The sequence below is a fragment of the Vibrio sp. R10-SF1-ISO8 genome (assembly GCF_059833805.1).
In genome coordinates this window covers 20,147-35,856 of the sequence record NZ_JCBDHL010000016.1, presented here as the reverse complement: position 1 = coordinate 35,856, position 15,710 = coordinate 20,147, and the positions used below count along the sequence as shown (strand labels likewise).

At 46.4% G+C, this 15,710-nt stretch carries 17 protein-coding genes; 4 read left to right on the top strand and 13 right to left on the bottom strand.

The window, feature by feature from the left end; genetic code table 11:
- Position 1: 1 nt before the first annotated feature.
- Positions 2-496 (bottom strand): transcription elongation factor GreB, encoded by a 495-nt coding sequence (gene greB / locus AC6R00_RS12095; protein WP_500640564.1) that lies wholly within the window; start codon positions 494-496, stop codon positions 2-4.
- A gap of 175 nt (positions 497-671) precedes the next feature.
- On the opposite strand from greB, the gene ompR reads away from it, so the two are divergent.
- Positions 672-1,391: an osmolarity response regulator transcription factor OmpR gene (gene ompR / locus AC6R00_RS12090; protein WP_004746095.1), complete on the top strand. Its 720-nt coding sequence runs from the start codon at positions 672-674 to the stop codon at positions 1,389-1,391.
- 80 nt (positions 1,392-1,471) lie between these two features.
- Positions 1,472-2,779, top strand: coding sequence for a two-component system sensor histidine kinase EnvZ (gene envZ, locus AC6R00_RS12085; RefSeq protein ID WP_171323900.1), 1,308 nt, complete (start codon positions 1,472-1,474; stop codon positions 2,777-2,779).
- A 62-nt stretch (positions 2,780-2,841) separates the two neighbouring features.
- Here envZ and AC6R00_RS12080 read toward each other — a convergent pair whose 3' ends face one another.
- Genes AC6R00_RS12080 through gspC form a run of 12 tightly spaced genes read right to left on the bottom strand, consistent with a single transcriptional unit; the run spans position 2,842 to position 14,029 of the window.
- Entirely contained in the window at positions 2,842-3,606 is a 765-nt protein-coding gene (locus AC6R00_RS12080; protein ID WP_500640563.1) for a type II secretion system protein N, read from the bottom strand.
- 4 nt (positions 3,607-3,610) lie between these two features.
- A complete protein-coding gene (locus AC6R00_RS12075) occupies positions 3,611-4,102 on the bottom strand; it encodes a type II secretion system protein M (RefSeq protein WP_500640562.1) in 492 nt (163 codons plus the stop codon).
- A 10-nt stretch (positions 4,103-4,112) separates the two neighbouring features.
- Complete coding sequence (gspL, locus tag AC6R00_RS12070) at positions 4,113-5,327, bottom strand: type II secretion system protein GspL (protein WP_500640561.1); 1,215 nt, start codon at positions 5,325-5,327, stop codon at positions 4,113-4,115.
- Positions 5,293-6,306: a type II secretion system minor pseudopilin GspK gene (gene gspK / locus AC6R00_RS12065; RefSeq protein ID WP_500640560.1), complete on the bottom strand. Its 1,014-nt coding sequence runs from the start codon at positions 6,304-6,306 to the stop codon at positions 5,293-5,295. The genes gspL and gspK overlap by 35 nt, the downstream gene beginning before the upstream one ends.
- Positions 6,299-6,949, bottom strand: a complete 651-nt coding sequence (gspJ, locus tag AC6R00_RS12060) for a type II secretion system minor pseudopilin GspJ (RefSeq protein WP_500640559.1) — start codon at positions 6,947-6,949, stop codon at positions 6,299-6,301. Before gspJ ends, gspK begins: the two co-directional genes overlap by 8 nt.
- Positions 6,936-7,292 carry a type II secretion system minor pseudopilin GspI gene (gene gspI / locus AC6R00_RS12055; RefSeq protein WP_500640558.1) on the bottom strand — a complete coding sequence of 119 codons (357 nt, stop codon included), beginning with the start codon at positions 7,290-7,292 and terminating at the stop codon, positions 6,936-6,938. Before gspI ends, gspJ begins: the two co-directional genes overlap by 14 nt.
- Positions 7,279-7,866: a type II secretion system minor pseudopilin GspH gene (gene gspH, locus AC6R00_RS12050; RefSeq protein WP_500640557.1), complete on the bottom strand. Its 588-nt coding sequence runs from the start codon at positions 7,864-7,866 to the stop codon at positions 7,279-7,281. The genes gspI and gspH overlap by 14 nt, the downstream gene beginning before the upstream one ends.
- A gap of 23 nt (positions 7,867-7,889) precedes the next feature.
- Entirely contained in the window at positions 7,890-8,333 is a 444-nt protein-coding gene (gene gspG, locus AC6R00_RS12045; protein WP_069667717.1) for a type II secretion system major pseudopilin GspG, read from the bottom strand.
- A 41-nt stretch (positions 8,334-8,374) separates the two neighbouring features.
- Positions 8,375-9,598 carry a type II secretion system inner membrane protein GspF gene (gene gspF / locus AC6R00_RS12040; protein ID WP_500640556.1) on the bottom strand — a complete coding sequence of 408 codons (1,224 nt, stop codon included), beginning with the start codon at positions 9,596-9,598 and terminating at the stop codon, positions 8,375-8,377.
- Positions 9,598-11,088: a type II secretion system ATPase GspE gene (gene gspE / locus AC6R00_RS12035; RefSeq protein WP_500640555.1), complete on the bottom strand. Its 1,491-nt coding sequence runs from the start codon at positions 11,086-11,088 to the stop codon at positions 9,598-9,600. The genes gspF and gspE overlap by 1 nt, the downstream gene beginning before the upstream one ends.
- Positions 11,088-13,115, bottom strand: a complete 2,028-nt coding sequence (gene gspD / locus AC6R00_RS12030; protein WP_500640554.1) for a type II secretion system secretin GspD — start codon at positions 13,113-13,115, stop codon at positions 11,088-11,090. Before gspD ends, gspE begins: the two co-directional genes overlap by 1 nt.
- A gap of 38 nt (positions 13,116-13,153) precedes the next feature.
- Positions 13,154-14,029 carry a type II secretion system protein GspC gene (gene gspC, locus AC6R00_RS12025; protein WP_500640672.1) on the bottom strand — a complete coding sequence of 292 codons (876 nt, stop codon included), beginning with the start codon at positions 14,027-14,029 and terminating at the stop codon, positions 13,154-13,156.
- 286 nt (positions 14,030-14,315) lie between these two features.
- Between gspC and hslR the strand changes: the two genes are divergently transcribed.
- Positions 14,316-14,702 carry a ribosome-associated heat shock protein Hsp15 gene (gene hslR / locus AC6R00_RS12020; protein ID WP_500640553.1) on the top strand — a complete coding sequence of 129 codons (387 nt, stop codon included), beginning with the start codon at positions 14,316-14,318 and terminating at the stop codon, positions 14,700-14,702.
- Between the two features lie 29 nt (positions 14,703-14,731).
- Positions 14,732-15,607, top strand: coding sequence for an Hsp33 family molecular chaperone HslO (hslO, locus tag AC6R00_RS12015; RefSeq protein WP_500640552.1), 876 nt, complete (start codon positions 14,732-14,734; stop codon positions 15,605-15,607).
- Positions 15,608-15,710 lie beyond the last annotated feature (103 nt).

The following is a 15,710-nucleotide window of genomic DNA, read 5'->3' as shown; positions in this document are numbered from 1 at the left end:
CCTAGCGGGACTTTTGGTATTCAGCGCTGTAGCGAATAGTGTTAACGAACCACTCTTTGTAACCTTCTGGAGTTTTAACGCTGAATTCGTCATCGACTTCTTTTTTCAATAAGGCGCGCGCCATCGGTGAATCAATCGAAATATAACCTTTGGCATCACCGTAAATTTCGTCAGGGCCAACAATACGGAAGGCTTTGATTTCTCCCGCTTCATTTTCGATTTCTACCCAAGCACCGAAGAACACTTTGCCTTCTTGCTGCGGTGAGTAGTCGACCACTTTTACTTGCTCTAAACGCTTACGCAAATAACGTACGCGGCGATCTATCTCTCTTAAACGCTTTTTGTTGTATTGATAGTCAGCGTTTTCACTCCGGTCACCGAGACTCGCCGCCCAAGTCACTTTTTTTGTCACTTCCGGACGCTCTTCTTTCCACAAAAAATCGAGCTCTTTTTTAAGTCGATCAAAGCCTTCTCTTGTTATTAGGTTCGTTTTCATATTTCTGACGTTATTAAATTGAAGTTCCGATATACATTAGCTAAAAAGGAAATAAACGTTAACAATTCTTTGCACCAATAGCTTAAGAACAGTGTTACATTTTAAGTTGCGCATAAAAGTGATTGTTTCAACAGCCTGAAGTCGCGCAAGCTTATTAACTAGGTGGACCCATTACATGCAAGAAAATCACAAGATCTTAGTTGTTGATGATGATGCACGACTTCGTGCACTACTAGAGCGTTACTTGTCTGAACAAGGATTCCAAGTTCGTAGTGTTGCAAACAGTGAGCAGATGGACCGCCTGCTAACGCGTGAAACTTTCCATTTGATGGTGCTAGACCTGATGTTACCAGGCGAAGACGGGCTATCGATCTGCCGTCGCCTTCGTAATGCCAACAGCACGTTACCAATTCTGATGCTGACCGCAAAAGGGGACGAGATTGATCGTATCGTCGGCCTAGAGGTCGGGGCAGATGACTACTTACCAAAACCGTTTAACCCACGTGAACTATTAGCGCGTATTAAAGCGGTCTTGCGCCGTCAAACGACCGAGCTACCCGGTGCACCAAGTAGTGAAGAGTCAGTGGTTGAGTTTGGTGATTTCCGCTTAAACCTAGGTACGCGTGAAATGTTCCGTGGCGATGAAGCCATGCCGCTAACTTCAGGTGAGTTTGCCGTACTAAAAGCTCTCGTGACCAATGCTCGTGAGCCAATGTCGCGTGATAAGTTAATGAACATGGCCCGCGGCCGCGAATATTCAGCGATGGAACGTTCGATTGACGTGCAAATCTCTCGCCTACGTCGTATGCTCGAAGTCGATCCAAGTAAACCTCGTTACATCCAAACTGTATGGGGCTTAGGTTATGTTTTTGTCCCAGATGGCAAAGAAGCGTAATCGACAATATGTTTTGATAGAGTGCGAGACCTAGTCTCGCACTCTTTGTTTTAGACTAACCTTTTCTCAAGGTAGGTGTTATGCGTATCCGCAGCTCATTTACTCAATCCATTTTTATCTTTCTGACTCTGCTTATTGCCAGCCAAGTCTATTCTTACTACGCCGTGTTTAATTACGCGCTGATGCCGAGCTTGCAGCAGTTTAATAAAATCCTCGGCCACGAAATTAATCTGATGCTGGATGACTCCGCCACCCTAGAAGATGGCTTAGCAATGGATGCGCCACTGCGTAGGCGTGTATTGGAGCAGCTAGGGGTAACCGTTCACGCTGAAGATAGCCCAATGGCAGAAGAGTATTACCATGCGGTGAGCATCGACCTGATGAGTGAAGAGATGACCAATGAACTTGGCTCGCCAACTGATGTTCGTATGATGCTCGGAGAAAATAGCTACATCCTGTGGATGAAGATAGATTCTCTGCCCGATTCCCTATTACGCATTCCTCTCTCTGAACTGCAAGAAGAGGACTTCACGCCACTGTTTCGCAATAGCCTGATCATGGCGTTGTTAATTGTTGCGGGAGGCTGGTTGTTTATCCGTTTGCAAAACCGTCCTCTCATTGCGTTGGAAAAAGCGGCCAAAGGAGTGGGTCGTGGTGAGATTCCACCACCATTACCTGAAAAAGGCGCTTCGGAAATTCGCTCGGTAACCCGTGCTTTCAACCAGATGTCCAAAGGTATCCAAGCACTTGAGGAAGACAGAGCCCTACTGATGGCGGGCATTAGCCACGACCTGCGTACTCCGTTAACAAGAATTCGTCTTGCGACAGAAATGATGTCCCCTGAAGACAGCTATCTAGCCGAGGGCATTATTAGCGATACTGAAGAATGCAACGAGATCATCAGCCAATTTATGGATTACCTCAAACCGGTAAACAAGCAGTCTTTTATTGAGGTTGACCTTAATGAAATCGCTAACGATGTCGCTTCATCTGAAGGCGGTTACGAGGTGCAAATTGATACCGAGCTCCACCAACCAATCAAAGAGACCTTAGGCAGCCCAATTGCTATCAAACGTGCGGTGAGCAATTTAGTCGTCAATGCGATTCGCTATGGTAATGGCTGGACAAAAGTGAGCACTGGCATTACCGCGGATAACAAGTTGGTTTGGGTGTGCGTTGAAGATAATGGACCAGGGATAGAACAGAGCCAGATCGCGAAGCTGTTTGAACCCTTCACTCGTGGTGATACCGCGCGAGGAAGCGAAGGAACAGGGCTTGGCTTAGCGATTGTTAAACGCATTGTCAGTCAGCACAATGGTTCAGTGATCGTCAATAATCGTAGTGGCGGTGGCTTAAAAGTACAAATCAGCTTCCCTGCGACAAAGTAACAGGGAGTCAAACCAACAAGGGCAGCTTAATCGCTGCCCTTGTTGGTTGTTAGACTTAGTGTTTAGAGTCGACCTTGGTAACTAAACTGGAACTTACCTTCGCGGTCTGCGGGGGTTGGTAACCATTTTAACTGCTGCTGAAATGCACTCGGAAACTCAGCCTGAGGCTTAAACCAAGCACTTGAGGTGTAACTCTGATCCGAATTCAGCTTAGCAGTGAAGCCACTTTCGACTTGATTACTCTTCTGCTCGCCAACCACATCAAAGCTGCTCGACTGACAGCTAAAGTTAGCAATCACAGGGCCAACTTCTAAGTCAGACATTGGCGTGCCAACAGTATCGGTATTCCACACCACACTCCCTTGGGCACTCTCACAATAGGGAGACGTGTAAACGTATGAGCGTAAGCTAAGTTCTACTTGCCCGTTTAGTTCTAAAGGAACAGGCAGAGACGGTACAAACTGCATCACTTTTTCAACGGGCAACGAAGCAATTAAGTTCTCAGCGTATAAACCACTTGGCGAATAACCAACAATTCCGCGACCTTGAAGCGATAGATCACTACCACGACCAAAACGTACTTGAGCCTCTGCAGTCCCAGTCAGCAACTTAGCTACGTTAAGCTGCCAGTTTAGCGCGCCATAGTTTTGGTTTTGCCATTTCACTTGGTGCACTGAGCCCTGCCACACAGTTCCATCAACCCCAACTAAACTAAGTTGATTGGGTAAAGGTGCATATTGCACCATGAACTGAGCGGGTAAATGCACCATCGCACTGGCAACAAACACGGAACTAAGAAATAAGCCCGATAACACTGTTTTCTTCACCCGATCACCCTCTGCCAAGCTGAAGTCGATTTATTTCAATCATACCGTCTTTATTGCCTTTATCGATATCAAGAAATACCACCTTGATTCCATGCATCTCTTGCAAAAAGGTTATCCAGTTTAAAAACTGATTGAAAGGCATAGGCGCTACCCACACCTGAAACTGCTCGCCACGTGGCTGGACACGAATCAACTCAACTTTAAAACGCCCAACACTTGAAGAAACTGCTTGGTTGATTGGTAGGCCAGAAACCGCTCTTCCTCCCTGCCCTTGGTACTGACTGATCTGATCCGCTTTGTCTTTCACCCAAGAGAGTAGTTGCTTCTCACTTTGAATACGCATTTGCGCATTGTTTGCTCGCTCGGCAACAGGTTGAACGACGCCCCAATACAGGCCGCCAATGACCACCAATAGAGAGCAAGCAACCACTAAGCGCTGCTCACGTTGTGAGATACTCAGCCACCAAGTTTGTAAGGTATTGACCAATTTATTCATGCTTCATCCCTCACAACGGCTTGAGAACAAAAGAGCCATTGACTAGGCTCCCTGAGCGGTTAAGTTGACCTTGCTCGACCGCAAAATTGGAGCCCAACAGCTCTGCAGCCTTTTCAAAAGTTTGGAAATCTTTGCTTTGCGCTTGTAAGCGAACTTCATTACGTCCACTGTCATACTTAAAACTGGTGAGATCTAAACCAGGTACTTGATTGAGTAAAGGAGGCAGCTTCACCATCAAACTAATGAGTTCATTTCCATCGGAGCCACCAGACAGGCGACTCGCTTCACGCTCCATTTCACGCTTTAAATAGCTGACGGTCGGAATCTTAGTTTTACCCGGCAAGGACTGGCGGAAAATACGCTCACTTTCCGTACGATAAGCACTTGCCTGCGCTTCATACTTTTGAATCTTAAGCACATTATCGACAACAACAACTGCCAATAACAACACAGCCGCGACAGCTACCTTCTGCCATACTTTCCAATAGCGACTAAACGACGATTTAGGCTTAAATTGACCAGTCAGAAGATTAATTTTGCTTATGATCGCTTGTTCCGCAAGTAACTGCATTACCAACTTAGGCTCGCCATTCAACCACTGCTGCTGTTCAGCAAGCTCAAGAGAAGTCGGCAAAGCCGAATATGAAGTTAGCGGTAGAAATTCTTCGTCTTGTTGTACCCATTCAGACTGAGCCACCAACGATAGCCAGTCACTCTCAACCGACATACCTTGGTAACTAGACTTCTTCAATAACCATTGCTGACCAATCTCAACCGCAGACAATCCTTCACTATCTGGAAGTGCCAATACGTCGGGCATGACCTTTTGTATCTGACAACCAATATCGCCAAGTTCCATGAGGACTTTTTCTAGCCACTGCGAATCCACCGCACACACCTGCGCTCGACCTTGCGATTTGTTAAGAATGGTAAAATGCAGTTGATCGACATCCTGTGCTAAATCATCTTCAAGCACATAGGGCAGCATAGATTCAAGCTGGCGACTGGCACCCGCGGGAATTTCTACATCGGTTAGAACCAAGCTTTCTGCTGACAACAAAACAATCGTGCGACGGCCTTCCGCGTATGTCGCGATCTCTGGCAGTGCCTGATAACTGTCTAGCTCTCCGCTCGCAATCACTTCCTTTTGCGACTCCGACCAGACTAACCACTGGATAGCCTGAGCGGTATTATTTGTCAGTCGAACGATCAGAAACTCGTTCACCGATACCTCCGAAGCGACGGCTAATGACCGTCGCAGTTTGTTTATCACTACTAAATAGCAAGCTGCGCACTCTCACGCGAGAATCCCCAACTAATAATTCAACGTCCAACTCAAAATAGGCACTGGTTACAGCCAAATAGCCTTTGCCCTCTTTACGTGCATCAGCCGTTACGTTGGCAAACTCTTTCTCATTTAAAAAGTCGTCAACACTCGCCCAACCGTCAAAAGGGCGATTTTCTAAGACCTGCTTAGCTTGAGTGACACTAAGAGCAGGCTGAAACAAAGCTGCCAACAATGCAGCATGCTCGGGCTTGATCGTATTTACATTTAATCTCAAATCGGTGGTTGGAATAGCACACACGTAAGGCAGTACTTTTTCCATCACTTCACCCGAAACCTGGTTGACTGCGCGTAACTCAGAGCTATCCACCATCAGGCTATTTGCTGCCATATAGGCGGGAGACATCGACTCATAGAAGCTGTCTTCAACCCCAACCGTCGAGTTAACCGAGTTATTGCTGTCGACGTATTCCCAAGTAGATTGAGCAACTGTTTCTGCTTGGTAATTTTCAATTTGCAACTCTTCGAGCAAGTTTTGAAAAACATCGACCAAGTATGGAGACTTATCCGACCCAGCTGTCGAAGCTAAGCTCGACAGAGCATTGAGGTTAAAGCAGGACTGCTGATCAACTAAGCGGCCTTTTAGCGTCCCGTAGTCCAAAGGGTAAGTTTGCTCTTCCAATGCCCATGGCTGCGAAAGGTTAATCGTATCTGAGTCTTTAAAGCTCTGTTCAAGACCTGACTTCGCCAATGCTTCAGCCCCGACGCTATACCAATAAGCTTGCTGATAATTGATCTGGTTAGTCGCTCGTTTAAACTGACTAAATAGACGGTCTGCCATGCTTGCAGCGATACTGACCATGACCGCTAATAACAACAGCACGATGATAAGTGCGACACCTCGCTGCTTTCTAACCATCTTGTTTCTGCTCCTCAGACAGCTCCAAAGTGCCCCCTGATGTCAGATAGATGCGCTCAATCTTGCCATAATCCTCTAGCTCTAAACTCAACGCTACGGCTTGTGGTAGAGCAAACTTAGTTTGCCACTCTTTCTGCCACTGTGTGCCATCGAAAAAACGCATCTCAAACTCTTCCACACCATCGAGCAATGGCATCACAATGCCTTCTTGCCCAGCGGGTGTGTCCGCATAACGCCACCATACTCGTTGCAGCTGCTTATCTTTAATCCGATAACCGACTTTACTTATTTCACCACGCGGAAACTGCTGCTGTGGATTGTGCCAACCAGCGCGAACGAACATCACCCCTTTTGCATCAGAGTCGAGTAAATAGTCTTTCCATTGCAGCAACATAGGAGAAGGCTCTTCGCCATTGGTACGAGCTTGACGCAGCGCGATTTGGCGAAAGTCATTGTCCATAAACACTAAGGCTCGTTGTAGCGTTTTTAAACGCTCACTACGCTCCATCGAAATTTCATTGCTGCGCTGAACCTGATTGAGAACCTGATAAGCCCCCACACTCAAGCTAGCAAAAATCGCAATCGCCACCAGCACTTCAATCAGGGTAAAGCCCTGTGACCGATTAAGACTATTTCGGGACATAACTTCTCACCGTGACCACTGGCGATCCTTTTTCACTGGTCGCGACTTTAACATCAAAGGCTTGTAGCATATCCCCAGCGGTGGAAACGGGTTCCACTGTCCAGAACCAATCTCGCTGTGCAAGTGTTTCTTTGCCTTTTTTCTTACTTGGCTTACTACCAGATAAAAGCACCTTCGCCATTTGATTGTCTGCCACCATAGCCGCAAAAGTTTTCTCTTCGAGAAAGTTAAGCGTATTAATATGCTGGCTAACCGAGCGAATGGTCGCAATCGCTGCAGTGGCAAAGATCGCTAACGCGACCAACACCTCAAGAAGCGTAAAGCCTTGCTTAGCTTTCTTCATCACTTTCTCCAGGTGCTAACAAGATGATCTGACCATTTTCTTTTGCCACTATTCGCCATGCATCGTCTTCAACACTGCGATCCTGCGGGTAAATAGCAATAGAAAATGGTGTCACTTCACCGCTCGACATAATGAAAACTTGCGGTGGTGGCAGCTTTTTCTTCTCTTGTTCAAACTCAGCGAACATATCTTCATCAAAGAGAGAACCTGGCTTAAACAAGCGCTCTTTGTCATTCCAGACGTTGCCTCCCAACGCTAACATGATAGACAGGTTACTCGCTAGTTCAGTCTCGGGCGGTATATGGTGTTGCTCGAGCTTTTGCCAACCTTCTGATTTTAATCGCATAAAGTGGTAGCTTGATTTCTTCTCATCAACGCGCAGACCGAAGTCATTACCACTCAACATCGCCTCTTCATTAAGAAGCTGAACACGATAATACAAAGATTGAGCGTGCTTTTTCGCGCCGTCTTCTGCACTGACTGGCAAGGTAGAAATCACCGCTACGGATGCGAGTGAAATCAGCACCAATACCAGCAAAATCTCAAGCAGAGTAAATCCAGAATGACGACGCATAAAGGCTAAGCGTTAGCAGCTAATTACTGAAAATCTTGAATATTCCAGTTGCCGATATCAGCGTTGGCACCTTCGCCACCTTCCTGACCATCCGCACCTAGCGTAAAGATATCGACATTGCCATGGTCACCTGGGCTTAGGTATTGGTAGTCATTGCCCCATGGATCGGAAGGTAGACGCTTAATGTAGCCACCGTCACGGTAGTTGCGCGGCTCTGGGCTAGAAGGTTTCGTCACTAACGCTTCTAGACCTTGGTCTGTTGACGGGTAAACGCTGTTATCAAGCTTGTACATATCAAGAGCATTCTCTAGCGCAACGATATCGGTAATCGCTTTCTGTTGATCCGCTTTTTCTTTGTTGCCAAGTAGGTTAGGTACGACAAAGCTTGCCAAAATACCTAAGATCACCACAACAACCATAACTTCTAACAAGGTAAAGCCAGACTGTTTTTTCATTTTTTTGTTCATTTTATTCTCCACAAAAAGCAGCTTAGATTTGCTAAAAGCTGTTATGAACTCATTAAGTTATTCATTTCTAAAATTGGCATTAGTGTCGCCATGACAATAAACAGCACCAACCCTGCCATTAAAGCGATTAAAGCCGGAGTAAAGATGCCCAGGGCGATATTAACTGTCGATTCAAAGTTTGAGTCTTGGTTGTCCGCGGCACGAGTGAGCATGCCTTCTAGCTCACCACTCTGTTCACCACTGGCAATCATGTGCAACATCATTGGGGGGAACAATTTAGTTTGCTCAAGAGCACGGCGTAAGCTGGCACCTTCACGAACATTATCTGTCGCGATTAAGACCTGCTGTTTAACGTAATGGTTCGACATAACGTCCACTGCAACGCGCATTCCTTCCAAAATTGGAATCGCGCTCGAAGTACAGATAGATAATGTACGCGCAAAGCGCGAAGTGTTTAGGCCACGGGCAATTTTGCCAACCAATGGCATAGAGATAACTTTGCGATCCCAACTCAGACGTAACTTAGGCTTACTGAGCGCAAACTTAACTAGGTAGATAACCACAATCAAAGCAAAAAGCAGGGTGAGCCCCCAATGCTGGATAAAGTCGCTGGCAGCAAGCAAAAACTGAGTGGATTGAGGCAGCTCTTGGCCCATCTGGACAAACTGACCCACAATTTTCGGTACAACAGCGGCAAGCAAGAATGCCACAATACCGACCGCGAAAACCACCAATACGACTGGATAAATCATCGCTTGCTGCAACTTGGAACGTAACTTTTGACGGTTTTCAGCATAATCCGCGAGACGCTCTAGCACTGAGTCCAAATGCCCTGACTTTTCGCCCGCTGAAACCATCGAACGAAACAGCTCGTCGAAGACATGAGGAAAATCGGCCAGACTGTCGGCCAAGGTATAACCTTCCGTCACCTTGGAACGGACAGCAAGCAACATAGTACGAATGCGCGGTTTTTCTGACTGTTCAGAAACGGCTTTTAAACACTCTTCAAGCGGCATACCGGACTGAACCAAAGTCGCCAATTGACGAGTGATTAAAGCTAAATCAGGCGTGCTTAAACCCCGTTTAAACTGAAACGTCGCTTGGCTAGTCTGATTTTTCGCTTTCTGCCTTGTTTCGCTCACTTCAACCGGTATTAGGCCTTGTTCTTTAAGTCTGGCACGCACCTGACGAGCATTATCGCCTTCGATAACGCCTTTTTTGGTCTTACCTTTCGCATCGAGTGCTTTATATTCAAATGCCGCCATTAGCCTTCCTTGGTCACCCGCATCACTTCTTCAAGCGAGGTGATACCTGCACGCACTTTACTTAAACCATCATCGCGAATGCTCGGAGTATGCTCGCGAATCTGCTTTTCAATCGCCTGCTCTCCTGACTCGCTGTGAATCAAGGTCTGAACATCTTCATCAACCACCAGCAGTTCGTGAATGCCTGTACGTCCGCGGTAACCTTTATAATTACATGCTTCACAGCCACATGCGCGATAGAGAGTTAAGTCCTCTTTCTTCTTCAAACCAAACAGTTTTTTGGTTTCTTTATCCGCTTCATACGGTTCTTTACAGTCGGAGCATAGCGTGCGAACTAATCGCTGAGCCAAAACGCCCAGTAAAGAGGAAGAAATTAGGAAAGGCTCAATACCCATATCACGTAGACGTGTGATAGCACCGACGGCTGTATTGGTGTGCAGGGTCGACATCACTAAGTGACCGGTCAAAGAAGCCTGAACTGCGATTTGCGCCGTTTCTAGGTCACGTATCTCACCCACCATGACCACATCTGGGTCTTGGCGTAGAATTGCACGCAAACCACGAGCAAAAGTCATATCCACTTTGGGATTAACCTGAGTTTGACCGATACCGTCGATATCAAATTCAATCGGATCTTCGACCGTCAGAATATTGCGTTCATTGCTGTTAATCTCTGTCAGGCCAGCATATAGCGTGGTTGACTTACCAGAACCTGTGGGACCCGTGACCAAAATGATGCCATGCGGACGAGCGATCATCTGGCGGAACGCGTTGTGGTTGGTTTCTGTCATACCAAGACTATGTAAGTCCAAACGCGTCGCATTTTTATCTAACAGACGCATTACTACCCGTTCACCGTGTGAAGACGGCATCGTTGAAACACGAACATCAACAGCGCGACCACCAATACGCAACGAGATACGACCATCTTGTGGTACACGCTTTTCTGCGATATCAAGCTTGGCCATAACCTTAACACGCGATACTAGCAGTGGCGCTAACTTGCGGCTCGGTGAGAGCACATCACGCAGCACACCATCGATACGGAAACGAATAGAGAGGCTTTTCTCAAACGTCTCGATATGGATATCCGACGCCCCTTCTTTTATCGCCTCGCCCAGCATCGCGTTGATAAGCTTGATGATCGGTGCATCATCTTCTGACTCAAGCAAATCTTCATCTTGCGGTAAGTCTTCCGCCAAAGAGAAGAAATCATCATTGTCGGCACCGATGTCTTCCATCAGTTGGCGCGCTTCCGAAGAGTCACGCTGATAAGCTTCGGTTAGCTTGCCATCAAATGCTTCTTTGCTTAGCGCTTGCAAAGTAAAAGACTGACCACAAACACGCTTCACTTCAATCAAAGCCTGCACTGAAATCGGCGCAATATAGTAAAGTACTAAACCACTGTCCGCAGGCTCTAAAACAAGCTTAAAGCGATTGGCAAAACTAAACGGCAAGCGTTTAAAGCTTGGATTTAACTCAACGTCCATTACTTAGCGCTCATCTGATCAATAAATGCTTGGATCTCAACTGGATGACCTATCTCTTCACCGTACTCAGGCAAGACCGGAATATGACCGTCATCCATTAGCTTCAAACCCTGATCTGCTCTGTAGAGCTGCTCTGCACGAATAAAGTTGTATTTACGTTGAGTGATACCATCCGCCGTCATGCCATCACGGATGATGGTTGGCTTGATAAACACCATTAGATTTTTCTTCTCAACCTGAGTGCTGGTTGATTTGAATAGATGGCCTAGGTAAGGAATATCGCCCAGTAGCGGCACCTTAGATTCACTTTCGAGTGCACGCTCATCAATAAGACCACCAAGGACAATCATCTGGCCATCTTCTACCATCACTGAGGTATTCAGTTGACGCTTGGCAAATCGCACATCGACCGCACCATTCGCACCAAGCACATTCGACACTTCTTGCTCAATTTTTAACTGTACCGAGTTACCTTCGTTGATTTGCGGTACAACTTTAAGCTTGATACCGACCTCTTTACGCTCAACGGTCTGGAATGGGTTGTCATTATTTGAACCAGTCTGCGAACCAGTAATGACCGGCACTTCTTCACCAACAATAAATGACGCTTCACCGTTATCCATTACGGTAATACTTGGCGAAGACAGAATGTTTGAGTTGGAGTCTGTTGAAACAGCAGTGATAAGCGCAGTCCAGTCACCCATAACGACGCTCAATGCCGCGCCATTTACCCCAGAAAGAGCAGAGGCAAGTTTGGTGTAGTCACCTTTCTTCGTCACTGAGTTAAAGCCCGTCACTTGCCCAGTGGTATCAGTGAGCGTGGTTGTTTCCGTGCTATCTTTAGCCTCTTCTAAGCCGACCATAACACTACCAATCGGTGCACCAGCATTAGAGTGCTGAATCACTGCTCCAGTATCTAGCGAGCCCCACTGCACACCAAAGTTAAGTCCATCGCCTTCTGACATTTCAACAATCAGCGCTTCGATGAGAACCTGAGCACGGCGAATATCGAGCTGAGCAATCACATCCTGCAATGCGTTCATGATATCTGGCGGAGCGGTTACCACTAATGCGTTGGTATCTGGGTGAGCGGCAATCATCACTTCACCACGTTTAGCGCTACTCGCCTGTTTCGAACCGGATGATTTCTCTGCTTGCAGGTTATCTGACACGCCTTTTAGCACATCAACCAAGTCTTCTGCTTTGGCATATTTAAGGTAAACCACGCGGTTATTGCCCTTTGATGCCATCTCAATATCGAGTTGTTTGATTAACTTACGTAGGCGCTCACGTACTTGCGGATCACCAGAGATCAGAATCGAGTTGGTTCGGTCATCAGCAACCAATTTAGGTTGAAGGAAGGCAGGAGTGTTTTTGGCATCGGTGGTCTTGTTCAGAGCTTCGACAATACGCACCATTTCTGCAGCTGAAGCATTATCTAGTTCAACCACTTCTATTTCTTTGTCACCCGCTTGGTCAACACGCTTGATAATATCTGCAAGACGATTAACCACAGCCGCGCGGCCCGTAATTAGGATGATGTTTGCTGGGTCATAGTGGACCACGTTGCCCGCACCTGCATTATCATTAAGCTGACGTAATAGAGGCGATAGTTCACGCACTGAAACATTGCGTACCGCGACTACTCGAGTGACGACCTCATCACCATTGATACTGCCATCACCGACAACAGGCACTGCCGATGTTTTCGCATCTTTGTCTTTGATGACTTTTAAGATGCCATTGTCCATTTCTACTACAGCAAAACCGTACACTTCGAGTACATTGAGGAAAAAGCTGTAGTACTGCTCTTCCGTCAACATGTCGTAACTACGCACGTCGACTTTACCTCTCACCGAAGGGTCAACAATGATGGTTTTTTCTAAGTTACGGCCAACAATATTGATAAATTCTTGAATATCTGTGCCTTTAAAGCTGGCACTAAAATCATTTGCTACCACCATTGCAGGTGACGTTAATAAGCTTCCTGCTAAAAGCCATGCGCTTTTTTTAAGCCAATGGTTCACTCTGTACTCCTCGGATCGCTGACGCTGCTGCGACAACCTTATAATTCAATGTATATTTCGTGTTGTTGACCGTTTCGTTCTACTGTTAGGTTGAGTTCAGTCAACTGGGACAAGCTTCTAAACACTTCTCCCATTGCCGCAGAATCTTTGAGATCCAGTCCATTTATTGAAATTGCGATATCACCCGGTTTAAGACCAACAGCGTCAAACAGCGCTCTATCTTTACCCGGAGAAAGGCGGTAGCCAACCACCTCTCCATCTTGTTTTACTTGCGACATCCGCACATATTGGAAGATCTGTTTAGCATCTTGGCGGATTTCTTCGCGAATTTTATTTAATGAGTCTGGTGAAACCTGACTGCGTGTCACACTTTCTGGTGCTTTAACTGCCGTTACTGATGGTTTGGTATATTTCAGACCTTCTAACATAACTGTCTCATTGCGGCCTGAATTATCGATGATGACTCGATCAGACTGAACTTGGACAAGTTTAGCGCGAGTACCTTCAATCACTTCATTTATTCCATACGTTGCCTGCTGACCGCGATTGGCAATCACTGCTAAACTTTTTTCTGGGTTCGAGCTAGTCACCACGCCAACCAAAACCACGTTCAAGCGACTTTTCGGCGCATCTTGTACTTTTGGTTGTTCGACAACTGGCGCACTTTCTTGATACTTGCCAAAAAGATTGCTGTTCTGCAGCTCTGAAATATCGAGTTGCGATGCACTAGACGAGCCCGCACTAACCACGCCACTAGGCTGCCATTGCGATACGGAAGATGTACTCCACGGTTGCCAAAGCATCTGCCCACCAATCCAAGCACTGATTGTGAGTAGAAGCATCATCACTACGTAGCTGATACGCTGCTGCATAGTCACGTCTTTGAGCGCCTCACCGAATTTAAGTAGAGCCATTACACTGTTTTGCTTCACTCGCTGTCCCTATCTCGCTAGCTTGGAGCCTTGTTGCACCCGTTAAGAATATGGTACTAAGCCCTGTATAACGGAAGTTAATATTAGTTATCAAAGATGTAGCGGTTCATTGTATCAAAATATGAAACAAGCTAAACATAAAACCACCGAACGTCACTTTCTTAGTGCTTAATTTTTATGATCTCGCTTGAAAAATGCCACATTCGTCACCATTGTTACTGCATCTGAATGGAACAAACATTCATCACCTTAGAGGGCAAGAGATACAATGGGTTCCCAAACCGAAGCAGTAAGACTCGATAAATGGCTATGGGCTGCACGATTTTATAAAACTCGCTCCATCGCGCGCAACATGGTCGATGGTGGCAAAGTCCATTATAATGGTCAGCGCAGCAAGCCAAGTAAGGCTGTCGAACTCGGTGCGGTGATTACCTTAAGACAAGGGCACGAAGAGAAGACTGTGGTCATAGAAAAGATTTCAGACCAACGTCGCGGTGCCCCAGAAGCACAAACGCTCTACTCTGAAACAACAGAGAGTCTAAGTAAACGTGAAGAGAATGCAGCACGTCGCAAGCTTCACGCCCATAATCCTAGCCCAGATCGCCGCCCTGATAAAAAGCAGCGCCGCGATATCATTAAATTTAAACACCAATAAGCTCTAGCAGATTTACGAGGAATCGCCACATGGCAAGCAATGTTTTGAACCGCTACTTATTTGAAGATCTTTCAGTTCGTGGTGAGTTGGTACAATTGGATGACGCTTACCAACGTATTATTTCTAGCAAGGAATACCCAGCACCACTACAAAAGCTGCTGGGTGAGCTATTGGTTTCAACCACTCTTTTAACAGCAACGTTGAAGTTTGAAGGCTCTATCACTATGCAATTACAAGGTGATGGCCCTGTATCACTAGCTGTCATCAATGGCGATCATGACCAGAAAATCCGTGGTGTTGCTCGCTGGGAAGGTGATATTGCTGATAACGCGACTATTCATGACATGATGGGTAAAGGTCACCTGGTCATTACTATCGATCCTAAAAAAGGCGAACGTTACCAAGGTATTGTTGGTCTAGACGGTGACAACTTGTCTGAGATCCTAGAAAGCTACTTTGCCAACTCAGAGCAGCTTAAAACTCGCATCTGGCTGCGTACTGGTGAATACGAAGGTCAACAGCGTGCGGCAGGTATGCTAATTCAGGTTATGCCAGATGGTACTGGCACACCTGAAGATTTCGAGCACCTAGAGCAACTAACAGATACAGTAAAAAATGAAGAGCTCTTCGGCTTAGAAGCGAATGAATTGCTCTACCGCCTCTACAACCAAGAAAAAGTTCGTTTGTTTGATCCGCAAGCCGTTGAGTTTTTCTGTGGCTGTTCTCGTGAACGTAGTGGTGCAGCTATCGTGACCATCGATCGAGCAGAAGTGAACGACATTTTGGCTGAGGTTGGTTCAATTTCTTTACATTGTGATTACTGCGGCACGAACTATTCGTTCGACGAAGCACAGGTATCTGAGCTGTTCAATCAAACGGATTCAGGCAACAAAACACTGCATTAATTTTTACAGCATAGCAAGACTGTAGTTTACCCTTCAAAAGGCCAGCACACGCTGGCCTTTTTTGTGATCATTCCCCCGTAATACCTAGCCTCATCCGTAATAA